20 protein-coding genes are annotated in these 23,511 nt (G+C 61.2%); 6 read left to right on the forward strand and 14 right to left on the reverse strand.

Features of this window, described 5'->3' with window-relative positions; all coding sequences use genetic code 11:
* Positions 1–92: 92 nt before the first annotated feature.
* From AC2I9W_RS14415 to AC2I9W_RS14445, 7 genes are all read right to left on the reverse strand, one after another.
* A complete protein-coding gene (locus AC2I9W_RS14415) occupies positions 93–1,454 on the reverse strand; it encodes a type II and III secretion system protein family protein (RefSeq protein ID WP_486410613.1) in 1,362 nt (453 codons plus the stop codon).
* 3 nt (positions 1,455–1,457) lie between these two features.
* Entirely contained in the window at positions 1,458–2,447 is a 990-nt protein-coding gene (cpaB, locus tag AC2I9W_RS14420; RefSeq protein ID WP_486410614.1) for a Flp pilus assembly protein CpaB, read from the reverse strand.
* Positions 2,448–2,498: 51 nt separating this feature from the next.
* Positions 2,499–3,035, reverse strand: a complete 537-nt coding sequence (locus AC2I9W_RS14425) for a TadE family protein (protein WP_486410615.1) — start codon at positions 3,033–3,035, stop codon at positions 2,499–2,501.
* Between the two features lie 20 nt (positions 3,036–3,055).
* A complete protein-coding gene (locus tag AC2I9W_RS14430) occupies positions 3,056–3,526 on the reverse strand; it encodes an A24 family peptidase (RefSeq protein WP_486410616.1) in 471 nt (156 codons plus the stop codon).
* A 3-nt stretch (positions 3,527–3,529) separates the two neighbouring features.
* Complete coding sequence (locus AC2I9W_RS14435; protein WP_486410617.1) at positions 3,530–3,706, reverse strand: Flp family type IVb pilin; 177 nt, start codon at positions 3,704–3,706, stop codon at positions 3,530–3,532.
* Between the two features lie 420 nt (positions 3,707–4,126).
* A complete protein-coding gene (locus AC2I9W_RS14440) occupies positions 4,127–4,441 on the reverse strand; it encodes a helix-turn-helix domain-containing protein (RefSeq protein WP_486410618.1) in 315 nt (104 codons plus the stop codon).
* A gap of 241 nt (positions 4,442–4,682) precedes the next feature.
* Positions 4,683–5,480 carry a YecA/YgfB family protein gene (locus AC2I9W_RS14445; RefSeq protein WP_486410666.1) on the reverse strand — a complete coding sequence of 266 codons (798 nt, stop codon included), beginning with the start codon at positions 5,478–5,480 and terminating at the stop codon, positions 4,683–4,685.
* Positions 5,481–5,687: 207 nt separating this feature from the next.
* Here AC2I9W_RS14445 and AC2I9W_RS14450 point away from each other — a divergent pair, with 207 nt between their 5' ends.
* Complete coding sequence (locus AC2I9W_RS14450) at positions 5,688–7,421, forward strand: FMN-binding glutamate synthase family protein (protein ID WP_486410619.1); 1,734 nt, start codon at positions 5,688–5,690, stop codon at positions 7,419–7,421.
* A 68-nt stretch (positions 7,422–7,489) separates the two neighbouring features.
* Complete coding sequence (locus tag AC2I9W_RS14455; protein WP_486410620.1) at positions 7,490–8,314, forward strand: BUD32 family EKC/KEOPS complex subunit; 825 nt, start codon at positions 7,490–7,492, stop codon at positions 8,312–8,314.
* A gap of 94 nt (positions 8,315–8,408) precedes the next feature.
* Here AC2I9W_RS14455 and AC2I9W_RS14460 read toward each other — a convergent pair whose 3' ends face one another.
* Positions 8,409–9,722, reverse strand: a complete 1,314-nt coding sequence (locus tag AC2I9W_RS14460; protein ID WP_486410621.1) for a dicarboxylate/amino acid:cation symporter — start codon at positions 9,720–9,722, stop codon at positions 8,409–8,411.
* Positions 9,723–10,016: 294 nt separating this feature from the next.
* Between AC2I9W_RS14460 and AC2I9W_RS14465 the strand changes: the two genes are divergently transcribed.
* A complete protein-coding gene (locus AC2I9W_RS14465) occupies positions 10,017–12,596 on the forward strand; it encodes a hybrid sensor histidine kinase/response regulator (RefSeq protein ID WP_486410667.1) in 2,580 nt (859 codons plus the stop codon).
* A gap of 83 nt (positions 12,597–12,679) precedes the next feature.
* Here the strand turns inward: AC2I9W_RS14465 and AC2I9W_RS14470 are convergent, their stop codons facing one another.
* The 5 genes from AC2I9W_RS14470 to AC2I9W_RS14490 all read right to left on the reverse strand — a co-directional run bounded on the left by AC2I9W_RS14470 (position 12,680) and on the right by AC2I9W_RS14490 (position 17,733).
* Entirely contained in the window at positions 12,680–13,318 is a 639-nt protein-coding gene (locus tag AC2I9W_RS14470; protein WP_486410622.1) for a response regulator, read from the reverse strand.
* An 84-nt stretch (positions 13,319–13,402) separates the two neighbouring features.
* The gene (locus tag AC2I9W_RS14475) at positions 13,403–14,377 is read right to left on the reverse strand and encodes a Bug family tripartite tricarboxylate transporter substrate binding protein (protein WP_486410623.1); all 975 of its coding nucleotides are present in this window, start codon (positions 14,375–14,377) and stop codon (positions 13,403–13,405) included.
* Between the two features lie 96 nt (positions 14,378–14,473).
* Entirely contained in the window at positions 14,474–14,740 is a 267-nt protein-coding gene (locus AC2I9W_RS14480; protein ID WP_486410624.1) for a DUF2783 domain-containing protein, read from the reverse strand.
* 141 nt (positions 14,741–14,881) lie between these two features.
* Positions 14,882–16,561, reverse strand: coding sequence for an FAD-dependent oxidoreductase (locus AC2I9W_RS14485; protein WP_486410625.1), 1,680 nt, complete (start codon positions 16,559–16,561; stop codon positions 14,882–14,884).
* A 215-nt stretch (positions 16,562–16,776) separates the two neighbouring features.
* On the reverse strand, positions 16,777–17,733 hold the full coding sequence (locus tag AC2I9W_RS14490) for an MBL fold metallo-hydrolase (protein WP_486410626.1): 957 nt from the start codon (positions 17,731–17,733) through the stop codon (positions 16,777–16,779).
* Positions 17,734–17,879: 146 nt separating this feature from the next.
* On the opposite strand from AC2I9W_RS14490, the gene AC2I9W_RS14495 reads away from it, so the two are divergent.
* Positions 17,880–18,707, forward strand: coding sequence for an IclR family transcriptional regulator (locus AC2I9W_RS14495; protein WP_486410627.1), 828 nt, complete (start codon positions 17,880–17,882; stop codon positions 18,705–18,707).
* 3 nt (positions 18,708–18,710) lie between these two features.
* Here the strand turns inward: AC2I9W_RS14495 and AC2I9W_RS14500 are convergent, their stop codons facing one another.
* Positions 18,711–19,598, reverse strand: coding sequence for an IclR family transcriptional regulator (locus AC2I9W_RS14500; protein WP_486410628.1), 888 nt, complete (start codon positions 19,596–19,598; stop codon positions 18,711–18,713).
* 199 nt (positions 19,599–19,797) lie between these two features.
* Between AC2I9W_RS14500 and AC2I9W_RS14505 the strand changes: the two genes are divergently transcribed.
* On the forward strand, positions 19,798–20,784 hold the full coding sequence (locus AC2I9W_RS14505; RefSeq protein ID WP_486410629.1) for a Bug family tripartite tricarboxylate transporter substrate binding protein: 987 nt from the start codon (positions 19,798–19,800) through the stop codon (positions 20,782–20,784).
* Positions 20,785–21,034: 250 nt separating this feature from the next.
* Complete coding sequence (locus tag AC2I9W_RS14510) at positions 21,035–23,386, forward strand: cytochrome P450 (RefSeq protein WP_486410630.1); 2,352 nt, start codon at positions 21,035–21,037, stop codon at positions 23,384–23,386.
* Positions 23,387–23,511: the final 125 nt, after the last annotated feature.

A 23,511-nucleotide genomic window follows, 5' to 3' on the forward strand; every position in this document is an offset into this window, starting at 1 on the left:
ACACCACACAAGCACCTTTGCTCGCAGGACTTCGCTGCGCGGTATTGAGGTGGGAAGAATCCATACGCATATTCATGCCTCTACCCTGGCTCTCAGCGAGAAAAACCTGGCGCTACACTGCCTGACAGGCCTCCTGCCATCCAGGGGCCCCACACCGAAGGATCACGCTGCTCCGTTCTGCCGGGTAGCAATGGCTCGACATTCACATCGCGAGCCAGCGGCTTGACCAGGCGCGGGGTGACGACGATGGCAATTTCCTTTTCCTTCTGGCTGTACTCCTGCTGCTTGAACAACACCCCCAGAATGGGCAAGTCACCCAGCAGTGGCACTTTGTTGGTGCTCGATGCCGTCGTTCGGCTCACCAGTCCACCAATCACAAAGCTCTCTCCATCCCCCAGCTCCACAGTCGTGTCCGCGCGGCGTGTAGAGATGGAGGGAACAGAAGCGCCATTGAGCGTGAGCACATTCGCATAATCAAGCTCGCTGGCCTCTGGAGCGACCTTGAGAACGATGCGCTCGTTAGACAACACGGTGGGGGAAACCGTCAGGCCAATGCCATAAGGCTTGTATTGAATCGCCACAGTGCCATTCCCTGCAGGCACTGGCACTGGTACCTCACCCCCCGACAGGAAGTTGGCGCTCTGCCCCGACAGCGCCACCAGCGTGGGTGCTGCCAAGACTCTCGCCAGACCATTACCCTCCAACATGCCAAGGTTCAGCCCAAGGCCTGCCTTGTCAAACTGCATGAGCAAATTGAATGCAGCGCTCATGGGTGATGAACCAAATCCAGAGTCCACAGTGCCACCGCTTCTGTAAACACCTTTGCTCAGAATGCCGAAGCTGAATCCGTGACTGTTGACCGCTGTACTGAACAAGTTGATGCCGACGTTCTTCATCAGCGTCTTGTTGAACTCAACGACCTTCACATCGACCTGCACCACATTGCTCTTGAGTTGCACGCTGGACAGATCCACGGTCTTGACCTTGTCACCCGTCTGTGCGTTGGCCAGCTCATTGGCAAACTGCTGCTCGATCAGGCTGGAAGCCTTGGCGGTTCGCAGCTCTACGCGCTGCTGCACATTGAGCATATAGTTCTGCACCTGCGCTTGACCACGCGGCCAGACCATGAAAGAGGTGGTGCCGGGCTTGAGCGGGCTCAGCAAAATCTTGGCAGCAGCTCCCTTGCCTCCGCGCTTGATATGCACACCGGCAATCGTGTCGTCACCAATCGCAATGCGCTCCACGCCACCGGGCAGGCTCAGCTCATGTTGCGCCCCCATGACCAGCTTGATCTCCCTAGCCCCAACTGCCTGCTGCGCTTTTGATTCAATAGCACCCAGCGCTTGTTGAGTAAAGGCTGGAGTACTAAAAACACCCAAAGACAGGCCGCAAAGCAGAGTCAAAGACTTCATCGAAGAAGTGCGAATAGAGGGAGACAGAATCTTGTTATTCATAGCTCAGTACCGCACTGTTTGAGAATTGGCGCCACGCACAAATTCAACGGCCAAAGAAGAGTCGGATGACGCGGTACGGGTACGCGGTGCCGCTGGCTTGGCAACACCCGCTGTCATGGGCTTAGGTGCGCTCATGCGTGTTGCAGTGGCACCAGTGGCGCCGGCCAGACTGCTCATGGCCACACCCGCCTGCGCGGCATCAGCTCCCGCCAGTGGAGCGGCTGCACCGCCCTTGGGTATGGCAACGGCCAGCACGCCAGGCAGAGGTGCAAACCTCTCCATATCAGGCTCTGTCATATCCGTAGGGTTGCGCAGTGCCAGAAGCAAGCTGCCGTTGCTTCCACCCAAGGCCAGCTGGCTGACTTCAGCCACAGGCACCGCCAGCACGGCTGTGCGTGCGTTGTCAGGCCCGTTGGCCTGCTTGCCATCTGTTTTTTCTCCGGTAGTCAGTGCATCGACCGACGCCGCACCATAGGCCAGCACGCGCTTGCGCGAAAGCAACAAGCGGGCTTGGCTCTGCTCAACTTCAGTGCCATCGCGGCGCAGCACAAAGAACACATCGACAAAATCGCCAGGGCGTATGCGATTGCCGGCTCCAATGCTTTCGTCCACCTTGACGGCCACGGCACGCTCTCCTTCAGCTACCTTGAGAGCCAGGCCGGTGACCATCTGCCCCTGCAACACGGGCGCGCCCTTAGGGATGTCCACTGCTGGTACAGACCCCACGGCAGCAGGCACATCGTCATAAGCGCCATCGGGCTTGGAAGGGAGGGCCGAAATTTGCAGGTCTTCAGTCTTGAGCGACTGCCCTGCAGGTATGGCTTGTGCAGCTACCACCACGTTCACATTGGCGCTGGACTTGCTGTCGCTATGGATGACCTGGGCCTGAGAGGCTGTGGTTTGAGGAGTCTTGGCGAGCATCCAGCCATAAACACCCAAGGCCAGCGCAATGGCCAGCAAAACACCGACCGCGATCTTTGCGACATTCACCATAACGTCCTCTCTTATTGCCTTGTTTATTGAGACAAGGCTTTATCGTTGTAGTCAGTCAATCAAGCTAATTTGCGCAACCGCTCTTCCCTGCAGAAGATTTGGCGTGGGCAGACTCAATAAGGGGCCAAACAGTCTGGGAATCAGTGGTGCAGAGGCATAGTTGTAGTTCAACTGCATGCTCACGCAATTCACCTGACTCGCATCATTAGAGGCAGTAAACGAAGCAGATCCTGTGCCGCAGATACCAGGCGTGGCGTAAAGGCCCGCATCATTGCTAATCTCTTGGCGACATGAAGCCAAGCCAAAGCCGCTACCGATTTTGGAGAGCCAGTTCGTCGATACCATCGCTGCAGCGCAGGCTGCAACACGGCGGGCGTCCAGCTGCTCAGCCTTGGTCATTGGTTTTCCCGAAATAGCTGCCGGATAACGGACAGCTGCTCGAGCACCTTCTGCTGCAGCCAAGGTCAATGTCTGTTGAGCAGCAAAAATCAAACCATAGGTAATGATGGCGTAGAAAATCAGAAAGAAGATTGGAAAGAGAACGGCAAATTCAATCGCTGCAGCACCTTGCTGTTTTTTGAAATGCATGACTCCTCCTTTCTTTTTCTCTATTTATTCAACATCAGAACGATCACCGTCGCTATTGAGAGATAGGTGACATAGGGAATAAATCTTTTCCCCTTTTCCCGCCTGCCGTCTTCCCAATTCATAGAGGCAGAGAAAAAATACTTCAGATTGCTTCTTACGACCAAGCCATGAAGCACTGCAAAGCCACAACTCAAAGCCCAGATAGGCAGAAGCAACTTCCAGCCTACCCAAGCTCCTAAGGCTGCCGCGAACTTCACATCGCCAGCCCCCATCACACCTAATTTATAAAAAATCAAAAGTACAAAAAATCCAGATAAACATCCAACAACACCATCCCATGGCCTTGTTGAAATTGGTTGCATCTCAGGCCATATATACATAAATAAAAATGCTAATACAAAACCTGAGACTGCAATCCAATTAAAGATTTTTCTATATATTGCATCACATGACGCAGCAATACAAAGCCAGAGCAAAAGTATCACTGCCATATTTTATGTAGGCCGTACACCTAGCGCCTCTGTAATATCCTCAAAAAGAGTCACAATTGCATCTCTCACACCTCCAAGAGATACCAAGATTCCAACAGCAATTACTCCCGCAATCAGCCCATACTCAATCGCTGTTGCACCTTCTTCATCGCGCCAGAATTTAACGATTTGGTCTTTCATGATCAGCTCCTTGAACAATCAGGTTGAAGAATCGCCGTGGCGACCTTTTCGACCACCGCGGAACTGATCTTACGGAATCAAGAAACATCTTGAAATGTTTGAAATAGCTATCAACAAATTGGCAAAATAGCTCTTGGCAATTTCCAAACCTGAGAAAGCGCTCACTCAACCCACAAAAACTCAATAAAAACAACGACATTCAAATACAGCATGGATTCATCTCACTTGCCTTAAAGCTTTCCTCACGTGCAACTTCCGATTCAATCTACGCAATCTTCATTCGTTTCCTACAGATTAATAGATTTAGTCCTACACCCATTAATCGGGTTAACCCTGAACTCAAGCCATGAAAACAAAAAGGCCTGCAAATAGCAGGCCTTTTTGAAACTGAATTGAGCACGCAATGCTTTCATCCAAGCATCACTGCAAAGCTTTAATCAGTTTGAGAGCAATATCCCGCAGCGGCGGCTGCAACTTTCGATAGCAGTCCAGCAAGCGTTGTTCATCGCTGGGCAAAGAGGTCGTCGGCGCATGCAGGTCGGCCATCAACTCCAGCGCCGTAGTCTGCAGCGCCAGCGCCAGCCGCTCCAAGGTATCGTTTTTGAGGGATCGAATCGCACCCGATTCGATCTGCGAGATGGCTGATGCCGTGACCTCTGCCATCTGCGCCAGCCGCCCCTGACTCAAGCCCAGCTCCTGCCGCCGGGCACGTATGCGCTCACCTAAATGCGTCATCTATCCCACTAACTCACTGCCACGGCACAAAAATCAACTGGCAACCGCTCGCTAAAGCTTGACCACAAGAAAAAGCTGCTCCCAAGAAAAGGAGCGGCATTTAATGTTTTCCAGCAAGCCGCTGCAACGTCGCTGCCTCAGACCAGAGACAGCCAGCAAAGGCCGCCCTGAGGCGAGGCTTCCGTCCCATCCGCGAAGCAGAGCGGGGGAAGCGGCGCAGCCGCTCAGGGGGTGCTTCTGGTCAAGCGCCGTGGCACTTTTTGAACTTCTTGCCGCTACCGCAGGGGCAAGGGTCATTACGACCAGGTTGCTCACCCTTGACGATGGTTTCCTGGCGGGGGCCCATGCTCTTCCACAGCCGGTACAGGTCATACACAGCCCAGATGGCCTCGCCGAAGGCATCCACACGTTCCTGGCTGGTCGATGCAGGGCCGGACTCTTCGTACAGGTTCAGCGCAGGCTCGTCCGTGTCGTCTTCGGTCAGGTTGACGATGAACTCCATGGCGGCGTCCAGCATCTGAGCAGCTTCCTTGTCGCGGGGAGCGGCCCATTCGTCGGCCCAGTTTTCCACCACGAACATGAAGCCCAGTGCCCACACTTGCGAGAAGGAAGGCACTTCCTCGCCTTCCAATTCGGCCTGTTCGGCTTCGGGCAGCATGGCGATGGCCCCACGCGTGTCCAGCGCTTCGGGCTGGAAGGCCGCGTCATCCGCCAAAGATTTGATGTCGGCATCAAGCTGCTCGCGCACTTCGGCCATGCGCAGCTCGAACAATTCCATGAAGCGGGCCTGCTGGGCTTCGTCCTTGAAGACGTCCAGCTTGGGCAGGGGCTGGCCTTCAGCCACTTGCAGCGCTTCACCATCGCCCAGCAGCATGGGCATATATTCAGCAGCAGCAATGGGGCGGCGTGTGCAGACCAGGGCCGTCAGGAAGCCGTCACAGAACTCCCACTGAGGGATTTCATCGCCACGGGTGCGCAGCTCGTCGAGCAGATTGTCCAGCTCTTCGAGCTGGTCGTTGCTCAGTGCACCCTCGGGCATGTCGGCGGAGGCCGCGTCTTCTGCGGCGGTATTAGGTGCTTGTTCTTGCATAGGGAAAGGCTTTTATGATGGCCCGGACTGTTTCATCACTATCGAAGTGCAGGGCCGGACGATGGGCTGAGGGCGAAGCATCCAAGATGGATGCCCCCGAACGGGCTGAATTTTAGCGGGCCACCATCAACACACCCTGCCAGGGGAGTATCTGCTGTGCATCGCTTCTTCAATAGTCTGCCTCTGCGCTACAGCGCATTGGCACTTTGTGCACTCGTACTGTGCATTTCCAGCTACACGCTAGCCACTTCTGGCAAAGGCCTTTGGTGGTTGATTGCCGCAGCCTTGCTGGTGCTGCTGGGCCTGTGGGACATGCTGCAAAAGCGTCACGCCATTTTGCGCAACTACCCGGTCATGGGGCACTTTCGCTTCATCTTCGAGTTCATCCGGCCCGAAATTCGCCAGTACTTCATCGAAGGCGACACCGAGGCTCTGCCTTTCTCACGTGCCGAGCGGTCTCTGGTCTATCAGCGTGCGAAAGGTCAGGTCGATAACCGCCCCTTCGGCACTCAACTGGACGTAGGAGAGCAAGGCTACGAATGGGTCAACCATTCCATGCAACCCACCAAGCTCAGCTCGCACGACTTTCGCGTCTGGATTGGCGGCTCGCCAGAGCAGGGAGCGGAAGGGGCGGAGCCTTGCACCAAGCCCTATCACGCCAGTGTCTTCAACATCTCGGCCATGAGTTTTGGCGCCCTGTCTGGCAATGCCATTCAGGCGCTGAATCAGGGAGCCAAGATTGGTGGCTTCATTCACGACACCGGTGAAGGCTCGATCAGCCAATACCACCGCATGCATGGCGGCGATCTGATCTGGGAAGTGGCATCTGGCTACTTTGGCTGCCGCAATGCGGACGGCACCTTCAGTGAAGAAAAGTTCATCGTCAACGCCACAGATCCGCAGGTCAAGATGATTGAGCTCAAGCTCAGCCAGGGGGCCAAGCCTGGCCATGGCGGCATGCTGCCCGGCGCCAAGGTCACGCCTGAAATTGCAGCAGCACGCGGCATCCCTGTGGGTGTGGACTGCATTTCTCCCTCAAGTCACAGCGCCTTCTCGACTCCCGTTGAGCTGATGCACTTCATCGCCAAGCTGCGTCGCCTGTCTGGCGGCAAACCCACGGGTTTCAAATTCTGTGTGGGCCACCCCTGGGAGTGGTTTGCCATGGTCAAAGCCATGCTGGAGACCAATATCACGCCCGACTTCATCGTCGTCGATGGTGCCGAAGGCGGCACGGGCGCTGCCCCCGTGGAGTTTGTCGATCACGTGGGCGTGCCACTGCAGGAAGGCCTGCTGCTGGTACACAACAGCTTGCTGGGCGTGAACCTGCGCCACCGCATCAAGATCGGTGCAGCAGGCAAGGTCATTACGGCCTTTGACATCGCGCGCATGATGGCCCTGGGCGCCGACTGGTGCAATTCAGGCCGTGGCTTCATGATGGCGCTGGGCTGCATTCAGGCCCAAAGCTGCCACACTGGCACCTGCCCCACAGGCGTTACCACCCAGGACCCGGTGCGCCAGAAAGCACTGGTTGTGCCCGACAAGGCCACACGCGTGGCCAACTTCCACCGCAACACCATGCATGCGCTGCAAGAGCTGGTGCAGGCGGCCGGGCTCAAACACCCCAAGGAAATCACCGCCCACCACATTGTTCGGCGCCTGAGCGATACGCAGGTCAGCCTGCTGTCCAACCTGATCATGCGCGTGGAGCCAGGCAGCCTGCTCAAGGGCCTGGAGGACCAGCACAAGGTGTTTCAAACCTACTGGCCACTGGCAAGCGCCCAGAGCTTCCAGCCCCTGCATGAGCCCGTGCTCCAGCCTTCTGCTGCGGGCAGTGCCGTCAACACGGCACAATCGCAAACTTTGCCTTTGCGCAACGGCATCTGGACCTGAGAAACCAGAGCCTCGCGCCCGACCGACCATAAGCCGTGCAATTTCAGGAAAAAACAGCCAAAGCCGATATGCAGCCTGCGCATGAAGCTATCGATTACGAAGCATTCTTGCGCAGCCATCTGAGTCAGCCGCACAACATCATGCGCTACGAGTTGGCACATGAGACCCTCTGGGTCAAGCGCGCCAGCCAGGGCAACCCGGCCTTCAATTACTGGCTGCTGAGTGCACTGTCAAAGCTATTGGGAGCTCCGGTGCTGCAGCCCGTTCCCAATCCGGGCGGGGCAGAGACCCTGCAGACCGAAGTACGTCGCCTGCGCAGCTTTCAAGCCAAGGGTCTGCGTGTACCCGAGGTGCTGGCAAGCAATGAGCAAGCCTTTGTAATGCGCCACCTGGGCCGGCCCGACGAAGAATCGCCATCCCTGAGCAATGCCATCGAAGACGCCATTCCCCTGGGGGCGCAAGCCACGCTGCAGCTGTGGCAAAAAGGCTTGAATGCCATTGCACAAGCCCATGCACAGGGCGAGGTACTGAGCCAAGCCGTGGCCCGCAATATGGTGGTGTGCGCCGACGGCGTGATTGGCTTTATCGACTTTGAAGACGACCCCGCCGCCCACCTGCCCCGCGCCGTGTGCATGGCTCGCGATGCGCTCAACTATGCGCAGTCCACCGCTTTGTTTCTGGAGCAGGCTGGAGCCCTGCCAGCGGCGTTCCCGCACTGGACGGCCTTTGTGCAACAACTACCGGATGATGCACAGCAGGTGCTGCAGCGCACCGTCAAAAAACTGGCTTGGGTTCGCTTTCTGCCACGCAGCAAGCGCCTGGGCCGTGACACGCTGCGTGTGCTGGCAGCACACGACTTGCTGACCGCCACACAGGCTTTGCAAAAGCAATAGCTTCATCCGCTTGCAGGCATTGGGTTTAAAGCTCAAAAGACATAAAAAAGCCCCAGCCATCAGGCTGGGGCTTTTGCTTTGGGCAGGCCCAATATCAGGCATGCAGATGGGCTGCTCCCTCATCCTTGCCAGCCAAAGCGGCATCCAGCTGGTCGTGATCCAGTGCGTTTTCCCACTTGGACACCACCACGGTGGCCACAGCGTTGCCGATGAAGTTGGTCAGCGAGCGGCATTCGGACATGAAGCGGTCCACACCCAGAATCAGCGCCATACCGGCCACTGGCACTTCAGGCACCACGGCCAGGGTTGCGGCCAGGGTGATGAAGCCCGCGCCAGTCACACCAGCCGCGCCCTTGGACGACAACATGGCCACCAGCAGCAGTGCGATCTGGTGACCCAGCGTCAGATCGGTGTCCGTTGCCTGGGCAATGAACAGCGCAGCCAGCGTCATGTAGATATTGGTGCCGTCCAGGTTGAACGAGTAGCCGGTAGGAACGACCAGACCCACCACAGACTTGCTGCAACCGGCCTTTTCCATCTTGTGCATCAGCGAAGGCAAGGCCGACTCGGAAGACGAGGTACCCAGCACCAGCAGCAGCTCGTCCTTGAGGTACTTGATCAGCTTGACGATGGAGAAGCCGCAGTAACGCGCCACAGCGCCCAGAATCACCAGCACAAACACGGCAGCCGTGATGTAGAAGGTCAGCACCAGCTCGGCCAGATTGACCAGCGAGCCCAGACCGAACTTGCCGATGGTGAAGGCCATGGCACCGAAGGCACCGATGGGGGCGGCCTTCATCACGATGTTGACCAGCTTGAACACGGGCTTGGTCATGGCTTCAAAGAAGTTCAGCACGGGCTTGCCGGCCTCGCCCACCATGGCCAGAGACACGCCGAACAGCACCGCCACCAGCAGCACCTGCAGGATGTTGTCACCCACGAACGGGCTGATCAGGGTCTTGGGGATGATGTCCATCACAAAGCCGGTCAGCGTCATCTCGTGGGACTTGGCCACATAGCCCTTGACGGCCGTCTGGTCCAGGTCCGCAGGATTGATGTGCATGCCAGCACCGGGCTGCAGGACGTTGGCCACCACCAGACCAACGACCAGCGCCAGCGTGGAGAAGGTCAGAAAGTACGCCATGGCCTTGCCGAAGACGCGGCCCACCGAGCTCAGGTGCGTCATGCTGGCGATGCCGGTGACGATGGTCAGGAAAATCACCGGCGCGATGATCATCTTGATGAGCTTGATGAAAGCATCGCCAAAGGGCTTCATGGCCGCGCCGTACTCGGGCTCGAAGTGACCCAGCAGCACGCCGACGATGATGGCGAACACCACCTGGAAATAGAGCTGGCGATAAAACGGCAGATGCTCGCGCGGAGCAGTTTCTGTGGGCAGAGTTTGCACGCTGCGACTCCCAAAAAAGCAAACGCACCACCGTGGTGCGCTGTGTTGTTTCCGTTTGTACTGCTGCGCCGTTTTTGTGCCGATAGCCCATTGGTATTAGTCGCGGCAAGCCCCCTAGGGAGAGCATGCGCCAACCTAGGGTAATCCCTAGTCGCTCACAATCGCTTTAGCAACGCCTCAGCCCGACACTGAGGCTCTCTTTCCTCACCCTTGTGCACGCGCTTGTGCCCAGCCCTTGTGCCGAAATTTCTACGCTCTCGCTTTTTTCTGACCCTGCTACTCGTGTTCAGCGGCATGGTGCTCTGCATGTGGGCGGCCAGCCGCATCGCGTTGCAGGCCTCGCTCAGTGATGAAAGCGAAAGCGTGCAGCGCCAGCTCAGTCTGCACGCCCAGGCCATGGTGCAGCGCGTGGACCGCTACCGCACCCTGCCCGAGGTGCTGGCGCTGGATGCCCAGCTCAAGGATGCGCTCAGTCGCCCGCTGACTGCTGCCGATGTGACCCGCCTCAACCGCAAGCTGGAGCAGGCCAACGGCGCCAGCCGCGCCTCCACACTCACGCTCATCGACAAAAACGGCGTCGCTCTGGCCGCCAGCAACTGGCGCGACGAACACAGCAACGTGGGAGAGAACTACAGCTTTCGCCCCTATGTGCAGCAGGCACTCAAGCAAGGCAGCGGGCGCTTTTACGGCATTGGCATGACCACGGGCCTGCCTGGCTACTTTCTTTCACAGGCTATTCGCGCCGAAGACGGCACTGTGCTTGGGCTGATAGCTATCAAAATCTTGTTTCAAGAGCTGGAAGGCGAATGGCGCCAGTCCCCCGACATCGTGCTCGCCACGGACGAACATGGCGTGGTCTTTCTCTCCAACGACGATGAGTGGCGCTACCGCCTGCTGGAGCCCCTCTCCCCCCATGCCCAGCAGGAAGTGCTGGACACCCACCAGTACGCCGATCAGGCCCTGCAACCGCTGAGCTACCGCATTCACCGCCAGCCCGCAGGAGCGGGCTGGCTGGCCCGCTTCAGCCAGCCCCGCCTGAATGAGCCGGTGCTGTGGCTGAGCACGCCGCTGCCCGAAAGCCCATGGCAGCTGCACCTGCTGCACAACATCAGCCACAGCCAGACCAGCAGCCACTGGGCCGCCATTGCCGCCGGGGGTCTGTGGCTGGCCGCGGCTTTGCTGGTGCTCTACATACGCCAGCGCCAGCGCCTTGCCGCCCTGCGCCAGCGCAGCCGCCAGGAGCTGGAGACCGTGTTGCACCAGCACGCGCAGGAGCTGCGCACCGCACAGGACGGCATTGTGCAAGCCGCCAAGCAGGCCGATACCGGCCTCTCGCGCAGCCTGCAGCATCTGCCCCAAGGCGTGGTGGTGGTGGACTCCCAGCTCAGGCTGGTGGCCTGGAACTCACGCTATGTGGAGCTGTTTCGCTATCCGCCGGATCTCATGTGCGTGGGCCAGCCTATCGAGGCTCTGCTGCGCCACAACGCCCGGCGCGGTCTGCTGGGCAAAAGCGATGTGGAGCAGGCCATACAGCGGCGTCTGGAGCACCTGCGCAGCGGCAGCCCGCATCTGCACGAAAGCGCCAAGGGCGATGGCACGGTGCTGGAGATTCGCGGCAACCCGCTGCCCGATGGCGGATTTGTCACCAGCTACGCCGACATCACCAGCTACAAGAACACGGCGCGCGAGCTGCGCAATCTGGCCGATACGCTGGAGCAGCGCATTGCCGAACGCACCCACGATCTGGCCCAGGCCAAGCAGGAGGCCGAACGCGCCAACCGCTACAAGACCCGCTTTGTCGCCTCGGCCGTGCATGACCTGCTGCAGCCGCTGAACGCCGCACGCATCTTCACCAGCCTGCTGCCCGGCTACCTGCACGACGAGGCAGGCCGCCAGCTGGCCCAGCGCGTGGATCGCTCACTGGCCTCGCAGGACGCCATCCTCACCAGCTTGCTCGATATCTCGCGCATGGAATCGGGCCAGCTTGAAGTCCATATCCGCGACTTCGCGCTCAACTCTTTGCTGGAAGTGGTGCACAACAACTTTGCACTGCAGGCCGAAAACGAGGGGCTGAAGCTGCACTGCATTCCCAACCGCCTTGCGGTGCGCAGCGATGAAGCGCTGCTGCGCCGCATTCTGCAGAACTTTGTCTCCAACGCCATCCGCTACTCGCGCCAGGGCCGCATCGTCATGGGCTGTCGCCGCGACGGAGAACATGTGCGCATTGAAGTGCATGACCAAGGCCCCGGCATTCCGCCCAGTCTGCAAAAAGAGATTTTTGAAGAGTTCCGCCGCCTGGACGAAGGCCATGCCGACGACCGCGGCACCGGGCTGGGGCTGGCGATTGTGGAGCGCCTGGGCAAGCTGCTGGGCCATGAGATCGGCCTGCGCTCCACGCTGGGCAAAGGCAGTGTCTTCTGGGTCAGAGTTCCTCTCGGTGAAGTCGCGACCATAGAACCAGCATCACCGGAAGCCGCGCCGGGCACGCATCACGACAGCCCCCTGCATGGCGGCACCGTCTGGTATGTGGAGGACGACCCGGCCACGCGTGATGCCACCTGCGCTCTGCTGGAGCGCTGGGGCTGCGATGTGCCGCTGGCCGCCAACGCCCCCGAGGCCCTGGCTTATGCAGCGCCCGGCAATGCACCGCAGCTGGTGCTGCTGGACGTGCATCTGGGCCAGCATTACGGCCCCGATGTCTATGCCCAGCTTTGCGATCGCTGGGGTCAACAGCCGCCCGTCATCTTGCTCACCGCAGAGGGCGACAGCACCTTGCGCCGTCAGGCCGCCGAGCGCGGCTGGGGCTTTCTGGCCAAGCCCGTACGCCCACCGGCGCTGCGGGCGCTGATGAGTCAGACATTCTTGCGCGGCTGAGAAAAACTTGAAGTCAAAACAGCATCAAGCCCAATACCCGAAAGCGCCTGCAGCTATCAAAATCAAGCGACGCCATGCGGCGATCACACCTCGTGATCGTTTTCCAGACTCTTGACCAGCACCGCGGCCTGGGTGCGTGAATAGCATTCGAGCTTTTTGAGAATGGCCGTCACATGCACTTTGACGGTGTTCTCTGCCAGGCCCAGCTCGTGCGCAATCTGTTTGTTGAGCAAGCCGTCCGCCAGACACAGCAGCACACGAAACTGCTGGGGCGTGAGTTGGGCCAGCCGCGCCGCCAGCGCCGCATCGGCTTCGGAGCGTTCTGCCACCATGGTGGGAAAGCTGATGTCGCCATTGAGCACCGCATCAATGGCAGCACTCATATCCTCCGCCGCAGCGGACTTGGAGATAAAACCGGCCGCGCCGAACTGCTGGGCGCGGCGGATGATGCGCGGGTCGTCATTGGACGAAATGATGATGACCGGCACCTGCGCGTATTCACCGCGCAGATGCAGCAGCGACGAAAAGCCGCGTGCGCCGGGCATGGCCAGATCCAGCAACACCAGCTCGATTTCGGGGTGTTCCTGCATGGCAGTGCCCACGGTCTGGGCGCTGGCCGCCTCCACAATGCGGTATTGCGGAAAGCGGTCGTGCAGCACCTGGATCAGCGCTGCGCGAAACAGCGGATGGTCGTCGGCAACGAGAAGGCTGGGGTCGGGCATGGGCGCAGTCTGCCACGACCGGGATAGCGCTGCAGCTGCGAAAGCGCATATCCCGCCGCCAGCGCTGACTCTGTCCGAGGCTTCTCAGTCCAGCGTGATGTTGTTGGCCTTGATCACCCGGCCCCACTTGTTGCGCTCGGCCGTGACGAATTGCGCCATCTGCTCAGAGCTGCCGGGCATGGGCTCCACACCCATGGCCGACAGACGGGCCTTGGTGCGTGTGTCGGCCAGCGCAAACTGCAGCGCCTGGCTGAACTTCTTGACCACCTCCTCCGAGCTGCCCTTGGGCACCACCACGCCCTGCCAGGCATAACCTTCAAAGCCCTTGAGGCCCTGCTCCTGCAAAGTTGCCACCTTGGGCAGCACATCGATACGCGAGGGGCTGGCCACACCAATGGCCTTGAGCTTTTTCTCGTTCAGGAAGGGAACAATGGTGGCGCTGTCGGCCCACATGGCCGGAATCTGGCCCCCCACCACATCCTGCACCGCCGGTGCCGCGCCGCGATACGGCACATGGGTCATATTGCTCAGGCCAACCTGCTCGCGAAACAGCTCGCCCACCAGATGGTGCGGACTGCCCAGTCCGGCCGAGCCCCAGCTCACGCCCGCCTTTTGCTGCTTGGACCACTCCACAAACTCCGTCAGATTGCTGACCGGCACATCGTTGTTGACCACCAGCAGCATGGGAAAGCGCACCAGCATGCCCACGGGCTTGAAGTCTTTTTCGGCGTTGTAATTCAGCTTGCGAAACAAAAACGGATTGGCCGCCAGCGTGGCGAAGTCGGCCGTGAACATGAGGTTGCCGTAGTCATGCGAACGGGCGCTGTACTCCGCCGCAATATTGGTGCCCGCACCGGGCTTGTTGTTAATGACAATCGTGCGCTCCAGATTGCGGCCCATGGCCTCGGCAATCACGCGCCCCACCACGTCGGAGCCACCGCCTGCGGCGTAGCCAATCACCCACTCCAGCGGCTTTTCCTGGGCTACGGCAGCAGGCCCTGCAGCCCATGCCAGACCTGCACAGGCCATGGCGGCCAGAAACTGTTTGCGTTGCATCATCCTTGTCTCCTCGATTGGCGGCCCCTTGAATAAGTGTTGGTGCGGGGCCTGTAGGGGATGTGGTGCAGCTGCCGCCCATCAGCGGCGTGCTGCGTCTCAAGCGGCAGCGTGCACCGGGGCAACCGGCGTCACGGCACCACGCTCTTGCAAGCCTTCCCCGGCAGGGGCGAACCCTGCGCTGGTGCGGGCCAGTTCAAGCGCATGCAGCAAGGTCCCTTGATGGCCAATGTGATTGGCCAGCAGCAGCACCAGGCGGGCATTGAGGGCATGGCTTTGCGCGGTTTCCAGCCCCTGATGGGTGGCGATCAGCGCCTCATAGAAATCGTCGCAAGCCTGCAAATTGGGGTGAGTGGACAGCAGCATGGCGGTCTCCTGAAAAAAGGGGAAATCCTCTGAAAACGCTTTACCAGAGACAGCAAGCAAGGGCCGCTCCGCAGCCAAGCGGTCGCCTCCCTCGCGCATAGCGAGAGTGAGGGAAAAGCACGCAGTGACTCACGGGGTGCTTCATGCCACGCCACCGCAGGCGCGCTGCAAGGCGGCACGCACCGAGGCTGCATCGGCCTGGCGCCAGCGTGCGCAGACATGCTGATCAGGCCGCAGCAAATAGCTGGTGCCGGGTCGCGCATCCAGGCGCTGCGCCGCCAGCCCCTGCACATCCAGCAGATCGGCCTGCGCCGCATGGGCGTCATCCGATCCGGCTATGGAGAGGTTGAGCACGCCCGCCAGCTGCCGCGCCCAGTCTGGTGTGGGGCCGAAGTGCAGCAGCGTGAAATCGTTGCCCAGCTCGCGCAGCAACCAGGTCGGCTGGTTCTTGCTGATGCGCTGCATGGGCGCATCGCTGAGCACCGCTCCCGGGCATTGCGTGCCGCTGAAGACATCAGTATCCGCCGTGTTGAGCGGCGACTGGTGCAGCGTGGCAGGCACCGACAGGCGTCCGCTGTTGACGATGCGGCGGGCAAACTCATGCTCGCGTGCCAGCTCCAGCGCCGCATCGCGAAACAGGCGGCTGATCTCGCTCTTGGGCGTGATGAAGTCGGTGGCGCGTGTGGAGTTGCGAATGTTCTCGTCGGCTGCGTATTCGCGCTCTGCGCCGTAGCTGGCAATCAGCGCCTCGTCGGCCTGACCGCGCAGTACGCGGTCCAGCTTCCAGGCCAGGTTTTCGGCATCCTGCACACCGCTGTTGGCACCGCGTGCGCCAAAGGGCGAGACGCCATGCGCGCTGTCGCCCGCAAAGACCACGCGGCCATGGACAAAGCGGTCCATGCGCAGGCAGGCAAAGGTGTAAACGCTGGCCCATTCCAGCTCGAATTCGGCATCCTTGCCCAGCAGCGCACGGATGCGCGGCAGGATGTTTTCGGGCTTTTTTTCTTCTTCGGGATCGGCATCCCAGCCCAGCTGAAAATCGACGCGCCAGACATCGTCGGGCTGGCGGTGCAGCAGCACGCTCTGGCCTGGATGAAACGGCGGATCGAACCAGAACCAGCGCTCGGTCGGGAAGTCCGCATGCATCTTCACATCGGCAATCAGAAAGCGGTCGCGGAAGATGCGGCCATGGCTTTCCTGACCCAGCAGACCGCGCAGTGGCGAGCGCGAACCATCGCAGGCCAGCACCCACTGGGCATCAATTTGATAGTCACCCTCGGGCGTTTCCACTGTCACCAGCGCCCCATCGGAGCGCGGCGCCAGCGCCGTGACTTTGCTGTGCCAGCGCATGTCAATCAGCGGCAGCTGCAGGGCGCGCTCGACCAGATAGGCCTCGGCGTAGTACTGCTGCAGATTGATGAAGGCCGGACGCTCGTGACCGTCCTCGGGCAGCAGGTCGAACTGGTAGAGCGACTGATCCCGGGCAAACACCTTGCCCAGATTCCAGGACACGCCCTTGTCCACCATGGGCTGGCCCACGCCCAGGCGGTCCCAGATCTCCAGCGTGCGCTTGGAAAAGCAGATGGCGCGCGAGCCTGTGGAGAGTTTGCAGTCGTTGTCCAGCACCACCACGCGCTGGCCGCGCTGCGCCAGATCGATGGCCAGCGACAGGCCCACGGGACCTGCGCCCACGATGACCACAGGATGCTGCACAGGCGCCGCTGCATCCTGGTCCGCATGACGCTGATAAGGAATCTGGATGGCCTGAATCTCTGCGCCGCTGCCGCGCAGGGCTTCGGGGGAAATGGCAGTGTGGGACATGGCGTTCATCGATGCACAAACGGTTGAAAGGGTGAAGGCTCAAGGCCTTTTTTGGACAAAGGCCGCCCCTCCGGCTCTGGCGACCGGATTCAAACTCTTTACTTTTTTGATAGCTTCTAGCGCTTGTCAAACAATGATTTCAGACAGCTTTCCACCTGAAATCATTGCCAATAAAGCGCTGACAGCTGCTGATTTAGAAGAGTTGCAGCGTTGCATCAGCCTTCCAGCGCCAGCCACATTTCGCGGTCACGCTCGGCCGTCCAGATGCGCGGATCGGCATGGCCCGATGCCTCGTCATAGGCGCGTGTCACATCGAAGGGCATGCAGTGGTTGAAGATGACCCAGTGGCCATACTTGGGCTGCAGCTTGGCAAACGCGGCTTCGTAGACTTTGCGCAAATCCTGCTTGGCATCGGCGCCGGCTTTGACCTCGGTCCACAGTTCGCTGATGAAGTTGCGCGTACCTGCCAGTCCGGCCTGCACTTCCTCGGGCGTTTGCAGTGCCGCACCGCGGCCGGGAACCAGCTTTTCGGGCTGGAGCGCGGCAATCGCATCCAGCGTTTGCGGCCAGTCCTGAAAGTAGGCATCGCCCGCGTAAGGCGTCGCGTCGAACTCCACCAGGTCGCCGCTGAACAGAACCTTCTCCTGCGGCAGCCAGACCACCGTATCGCCCTTGGTATGGCCACGGCCCAGTTGCAGGATCTGCACTTCGAGCTTGCCCAGCCACAGCGTCATCTTGCCGGTGAAGGTGATGGTGGGCCAGGTCATGCCATCGGGCACGCTCTCGACGTTCTGGAACAGGCGCGGAAAGCGGCCGATTTCGCTGGCCTTGTCCTGCTCGCCGCGCTCGACGATGAGGTCGTAGGTGTCCTGGCTGGCAATGATGTGCTCGGCACCATAGGCCGAGGCTCCCAGCACGCGCACCGCGTGATAGTGCGACAGCGTGACGTATTTAATGGGCTTGTCCGTCACCTCGCGAATGCGGCGGATCACATCCTCGGCCATCACGGGCGTGGCCTGGGTGTCGATGACCATCACGGCGTCGTCGCCGATAACGATGCCGGTGTTGGGATCGCCTTCGGCCGTGTAGGCATAGGCATGTTCGGAGAGCTTGTCGAAGCTCACCTTCTTGACTTCGAGGTCGGCGGCAGAAGCAAAGGTCTTGGTACTCATCGTTGATGTCTCTTTGTTTTAAACAAACGCATTAGGCTTTATTGAATTTTTAAATCCTAAATACGAATTCGTTATTGCACAATTGATTTGTCATAGTGAAAAACCCTTGCGCTTTTGCCGCTGTTTTTCACCCGCACAATGCGCTCATGATCGATGCCATCTCTTCTTTGAAAGCTGCCCGTTTTTCCACAGGTGTCAGTGATGACGAGCCCACACGTGCACCGCGTGGCATTCAAAGCGTGGAGGTCGGAGGCCAGTTGCTCAAGGTGCTAGCACGCACAGGCCGGCGCATGGCACTCAAAGATCTAGCGCGTGAAGCCGAAATGACAGCTGCCAAAGCCCACCCTTATCTGGTGAGCTTTTGCAAGCTGGGCCTGATGGAGCAGGACCGTGCCAGCGGTCATTACGGCCTCGGGCCGCTGGCCATTCAGATGGGCCTGATCAGCCTGCAGCAGGCCGACCCCGTGCGCATGGCCGTTGCCGAGCTGCCCAGCCTGGCGCAAGAGGTGGGCTATACCGTGTCGGTGTCCATGTGGAGCGGCCAGGGGCCGACCATCATCCGTGTCGAGGAAGGTCCGACCCATGTCTATGTGGCCATGCGCCACGGCACGCCGGCCTCGCTGCGCCATACGGCCACAGGCAAAATTTTTGCGGCCTTCGGCGACCCCGCTCGCATCGCACCGCTGCTGCAGGCCGAAGGCCATCGCCTGGACGAACCGGCGTTTGCGCAAGAGCTGGAAGCCATCCGCTGCCATCACCTGAGCGTGGTCGAGAACCAGCTGCTGTCGGGGGTAAGCGCGCTGGCGGTGCCGGTGTTCGACGGCTTCGGCCAGCTGGTGCTCGCGATTGCCGCCATCGGCCCCTCGGTCACGCTGACGCTGGACCCCGCGGGCATGCCGGCACGCAAGCTGCAGGCCCAGGCACGCCAGCTGTCGCAGCGCCTCGGAGCCCCGGCTGCCCTGACTGAAGCCTGAGACCTAGTCCCGGTAGCCCAGCGAGGCGCTGATGGCGAGCGCCTGCTCGCACACGGCCTGGGCAATCCGGCCTTGCGGATCAGGGTCGAAGCCACCGCTGGCACCCAGCGCGCAGAGCACGGCCACGACATGGCCGTTGTAGTCGCGCAAAGGGGCCGCCACGGCGCTGATGCCGGGCAGATTCAGGTCACGGATCGCAGCGCAACCGGCTGCGCGAATCTCGCCGCGCAACTGCTCCAGCGGCCTGCTGGCATGCAGCAGACGGCGCTGCTCGGGGCCGGCGGCCTCCAGCTCGCGCGCCAGCAGCGCCTCGACCTCGGGCTGCGGCTCCATGAAGGCAAAGAAGGCTCGCCCCGTGGCCGACCAGAGCATGGACATGACCGAGCCCACCCGCACATTCACGGTGATGGGCAGGCTGGGCTCCTCGAAACGCACGATGGTCGGCCCCATATTGCCCATCACCGCCACAAAGCTCGTGACCTGCAGCGACTCGCGCAGCTGCTGCAGGGCCGGCTCGGCCATGCGCACCGGATCGTTCTGGCGCATCGCGGCCAGGCCGATATGGATGGCCTCGCGTCCCAGCGCGTACTGGGTGCCGCCGCGATCCTGCTCCACCAGACCTTCGGCCATGAGACTGGCCAGGTAGCGGTGCACCTTGGCCGGACTTTCACCGACGGCCGCACCGATGGCCGTGAGGCTGGCACGCCCGCCCAGACCGGCCAGCGCCTTGAGCACGGCCAGGCAGGTCTCTGCCGCCTGCACACGCTGGCGGCGCTCGCGCCCGTCCGCAGCTTCGACGGCAGCACCGGGCTGGCGCGCCTTCCTGGCGCGCGGCTCGTGCGCCGCAATGGTCGGCAGCACGACGTCCGTAGTCTTCTTGTCTTTTTTCATGTCTGTAGCGATTGATGGCAGGGCTTGGACCGGCATTCTGATTCAAGTTCATGACTCAAGTCATGGAAATCCCTCGGGCTGAATTTACGCAATGCGTATCAAAATTACGCAAATATCCCCTATTAAAGCGCAACCGCAGGCGGAGTGAAGCTGGGTCAACCCGCAGGCACACAACACCACAGACCAGGAGACACCCTCGATGAAAAAACGCCTCTTCACCGCCTCGGTTCTGGCCACCAGCGTGCTCTGGCTGGCCGCAGCCCCCGGCATCGCCATAGCCCAGGACAAGTTCCCGAGCAAGAGCGTGCGCTGGATCGTTCCCTACGCCGCAGGCGGCGGCTCGGACTTCCTGGCCCGCACCATAGGCCAGGCCTGGGGCGCCCAGGCCCACCACCCCATCGTCGTGGACAACCGCCCGGGCGGCAACACGGCCATCGGGGCCTCGGAGACCGCGCGCGCTCCGGCCGACGGCTATACCGTGCTGTCGGCCGACAACGGCACGCTGATCTTCAATCCGGTGCTCTACAAGAGCCTGAGCTACAACCCCGGCAAGGACCTCGTGCCCGTCACGCTCATGGGTCGTTTTCCGATGATTCTGGTAGCGGGTCCCGCCGAGAAGGCCAAGACCGCCAGGGAGTTCATTGCCGCCGCCAAGGCCAGCGCCGAGGGCGTGAATTACGGCTCCGCCGGTGCGGGCAGCCCTCACCATCTGGCCATGGAGCTGCTCAAGTCCGAGGCCGGTCTCAAGCTCGCCCATGCGCCCTATCGCGGCGCGGCCCCGGCGCTGGCCGATGTGGCGGGCGGCCAGATTCCCGTGATGATGGTGGACCTGGCCGCCGGCGCCGGCTTCATCAAGGGCGGCAAGGTGCGCCCCCTGGCCGTGGCGAATGCGACGCGTCTGCCACAGCTGCCCGATGTGCCCACCTTCGGCGAGCTGGGCCTGCCCGGCGTGCAGGCTGCGGCCCTGGTCGGCATGGTGGCCCCGGCCAAGACCCCGGCCAATGTCGTGACCGCGCTGAACAAGCAGGTGGTCGCCGCCATCAACGAGCCTGCCGTCAAGCAAAAGCTCGTGGACTTCGGCGTGGAGCCCGTGGGCAACACGCCCGAGCAGTTCCAGGCGCTGATCCACAGCGAGAGCGCACGCTGGCAAAAGCTGATCAAGGATCTGAACATCACGCTGGACTGAGACTGACACCCTGAGCCGCTTCGCACGTTTCCCGAGCGGGGGACGACAGCCTCGCTGGGGCAGCCCTTGCTGGGGCAGCCCCCGCTGCGAGGCGGCTCTTGCTCGCTGTCTCTCTTGTGCGAGCGCGCCAGTTTTGCAGACCAGGAACTACTTTCGTAGCGCAAGCTTTGCAAGCGCAGAGGCTGGCGGCAGGCCTCCTTTGCATGCCCTACGGATGGTTGCCCCATCCACCTGCCCCCATGAGATCGCCATGACCATTTCCACCCCCAGCCGTTGTCCCATCGATCACAGCCAGTTCGGCAAGCCCACCGGCCAGAGCGGCCCCACGGGCTGCCCCATCAGTCACGGGGCGGCCAGCTTCGATCCCTTTGCCGACGGTTACCAGCAGGACCCGCCCGAATATGTGCGCTGGGCGCGCGAACAGGAACCGGTGTTCTACAGCCCGCAGCTGGGCTACTGGGTGGTCACGCGCTTCGACGATATCAAGGCCATCTTCCGCGACAACCTGACTTTCAGCCCCTCGATCGCACTGGAGAAGATCACGCCCACGGGCGACGAGGCGAATGCCGTGCTCGCCAGCTATGGCTTTGCACTGAACCGCACCCTGGTCAACGAGGACGAGCCCGCCCACATGCCGCGCCGGCGTGCGTTGATGCAGCCCTTCACGCCCGAGGCACTCAAGCACCACGAGCCCATGGTGCGCCGGCTGGCCCGCGAGTATGTGGACCGCTTCATCGACGACGGCCGCGCCGATCTGGTCGATCAGATGCTGTGGGAGGTACCGCTGACGGTGGCCATGCATTTCCTGGGCGTGCCCGCCGATGATATGGACACGCTTCGCCGGTACAGCATTGCCCACACCGTCAACACCTGGGGACGCCCCCGGGCCGAGGAGCAGGTGGCCGTGGCCCACGCCGTGGGGAACTTCTGGCAGCACGCGGGCCGGATTCTCGACAAGATGCGCGCCGACCCCGACGCCGAAGGATGGATGCAATACGGCATTCGCAAGCAGAAGGAGCTGCCAGAGGTCGTCACCGACTCCTATCTGCACTCCATGATGATGGCCGGCCTCGTCGCGGCGCACGAGACCACGGCCAACGCCTCGGCCAACGCGATCAAGCTGCTGCTGCAGCACCCCAAGGCCTGGCAGGAAATCTGCGACGATCCCTCGCTCATCCCCAACGCCGTGGAGGAGTGCCTGCGCCACAACGGCTCGGTGGCGGCCTGGCGACGACTGGCTACCAAGGATGTGGTGATCGGCGGTCAGGCCATTCCAGCCGGCAGCAAGCTGCTCATCATCACCTCTTCGGCCAACCACGACGAGCAGCATTTCGTCGATGCGGACCTGTTCGACATCCACCGCGACAATGCCAGCGATCACCTGACCTTCGGCTACGGCTCCCACCAGTGCATGGGCAAGAATCTGGCACGCATGGAAATGCAGATCTTCCTCGAGGAATTCACGCGCCGCCTGCCCCATATGCAACTGGCAGAACAACGCTTCACCTATGTGCCCAACACCTCGTTCCGCGGCCCCGAACATCTGTGGGTGCAATGGGACGTGAGCCGCAACCCCGAGCGCGCCAATCCCGCCGTGCTGGCCGCGCAGCAGCCGGTGCGCATCGGCGAATCCTCGCAAGGCGGCGTCAGCCGCACCATGCGGGTGGAAAGCACCGAGCTGATCGCGCAGGATGTGCTGCGCGTGCGACTCAAGGCGCCCGACGGACGCGATCTGCCACGCTGGACCCCGGGCTCGCATATCGACCTGCACTGCGGCGACACGGGCATCTCGCGCCAGTACTCGCTATGCGGCGATCCGCAGCAAGCGGATACCTACGAGATCGCCGTGCTGCGCGAGGAACACAGCCGTGGCGGTTCGGCCTGGATCCATGGATCGCTGCGGGCCGGGATGAAGGTGCAGATGCGCGGCCCGCGCAACCACTTCAAGCTCGACGAAAGCGCGCAGCAGCTGATTCTCGTCGCCGGCGGCATCGGCATCACGCCGGTTGCGGCCATGGCGGCGCGTGCCCAGACCTTGGGCATCCCCTATGAAATTCACTACAGCTGCAGTCAGCGCGAGCGCATGGCGCTGTTGCATGCATTGCAGGCACGGCATGGCGAGCGTCTGCAGATCTATGTGGGCGCAGAAGGCCAGCGAGCCGACTACCAGGCGCTGCTGGCCCAGGTCAGGCCCGGCGCACAGATCTATGCCTGCGGTCCGCAGCGCATGCTCGACGGCCTTGCCCAGGCCAGCCAGCACTGGCCCGAGGACAGTCTGCGCGTGGAGCATTTCTCCAGCACCCTGGGAGCGCTGGACCCGGACAAGGAGCACGGCTTTGAAGTCGAGCTGCGCGAATCCGGCATCACGCTGCAGGTGCGCAATGACGAGACCCTGCTCGATGCACTGCGCAGCGCCAATATCGATATCGAGAGCGACTGCCGCGAAGGCCTGTGCGGCTCCTGCGAGGTGCCGGTGCTGGAAGGCGATATCGATCATCGCGACATGGTGCTGACCCGTGCCGAGCGCACGGCCTGCACCAAGATGATGAGCTGCTGCTCGCGCGCCAGGATGCAGGAGTCCAGAATCGTTCTGGCGCTGTAACCACGGCGGACTGCTCCCGCCAGGCCATGCATGGCCTCTGCCTAGAATCACTGCCCATATGGGCCTGTTGCAAATACTGCTGATTCTTGTGTGGGCGCCGACTGCAGCGCTCATCGCCTTCATGG

The sequence above is a fragment of the Comamonas sp. FUJ_7 genome (assembly GCF_057369555.1).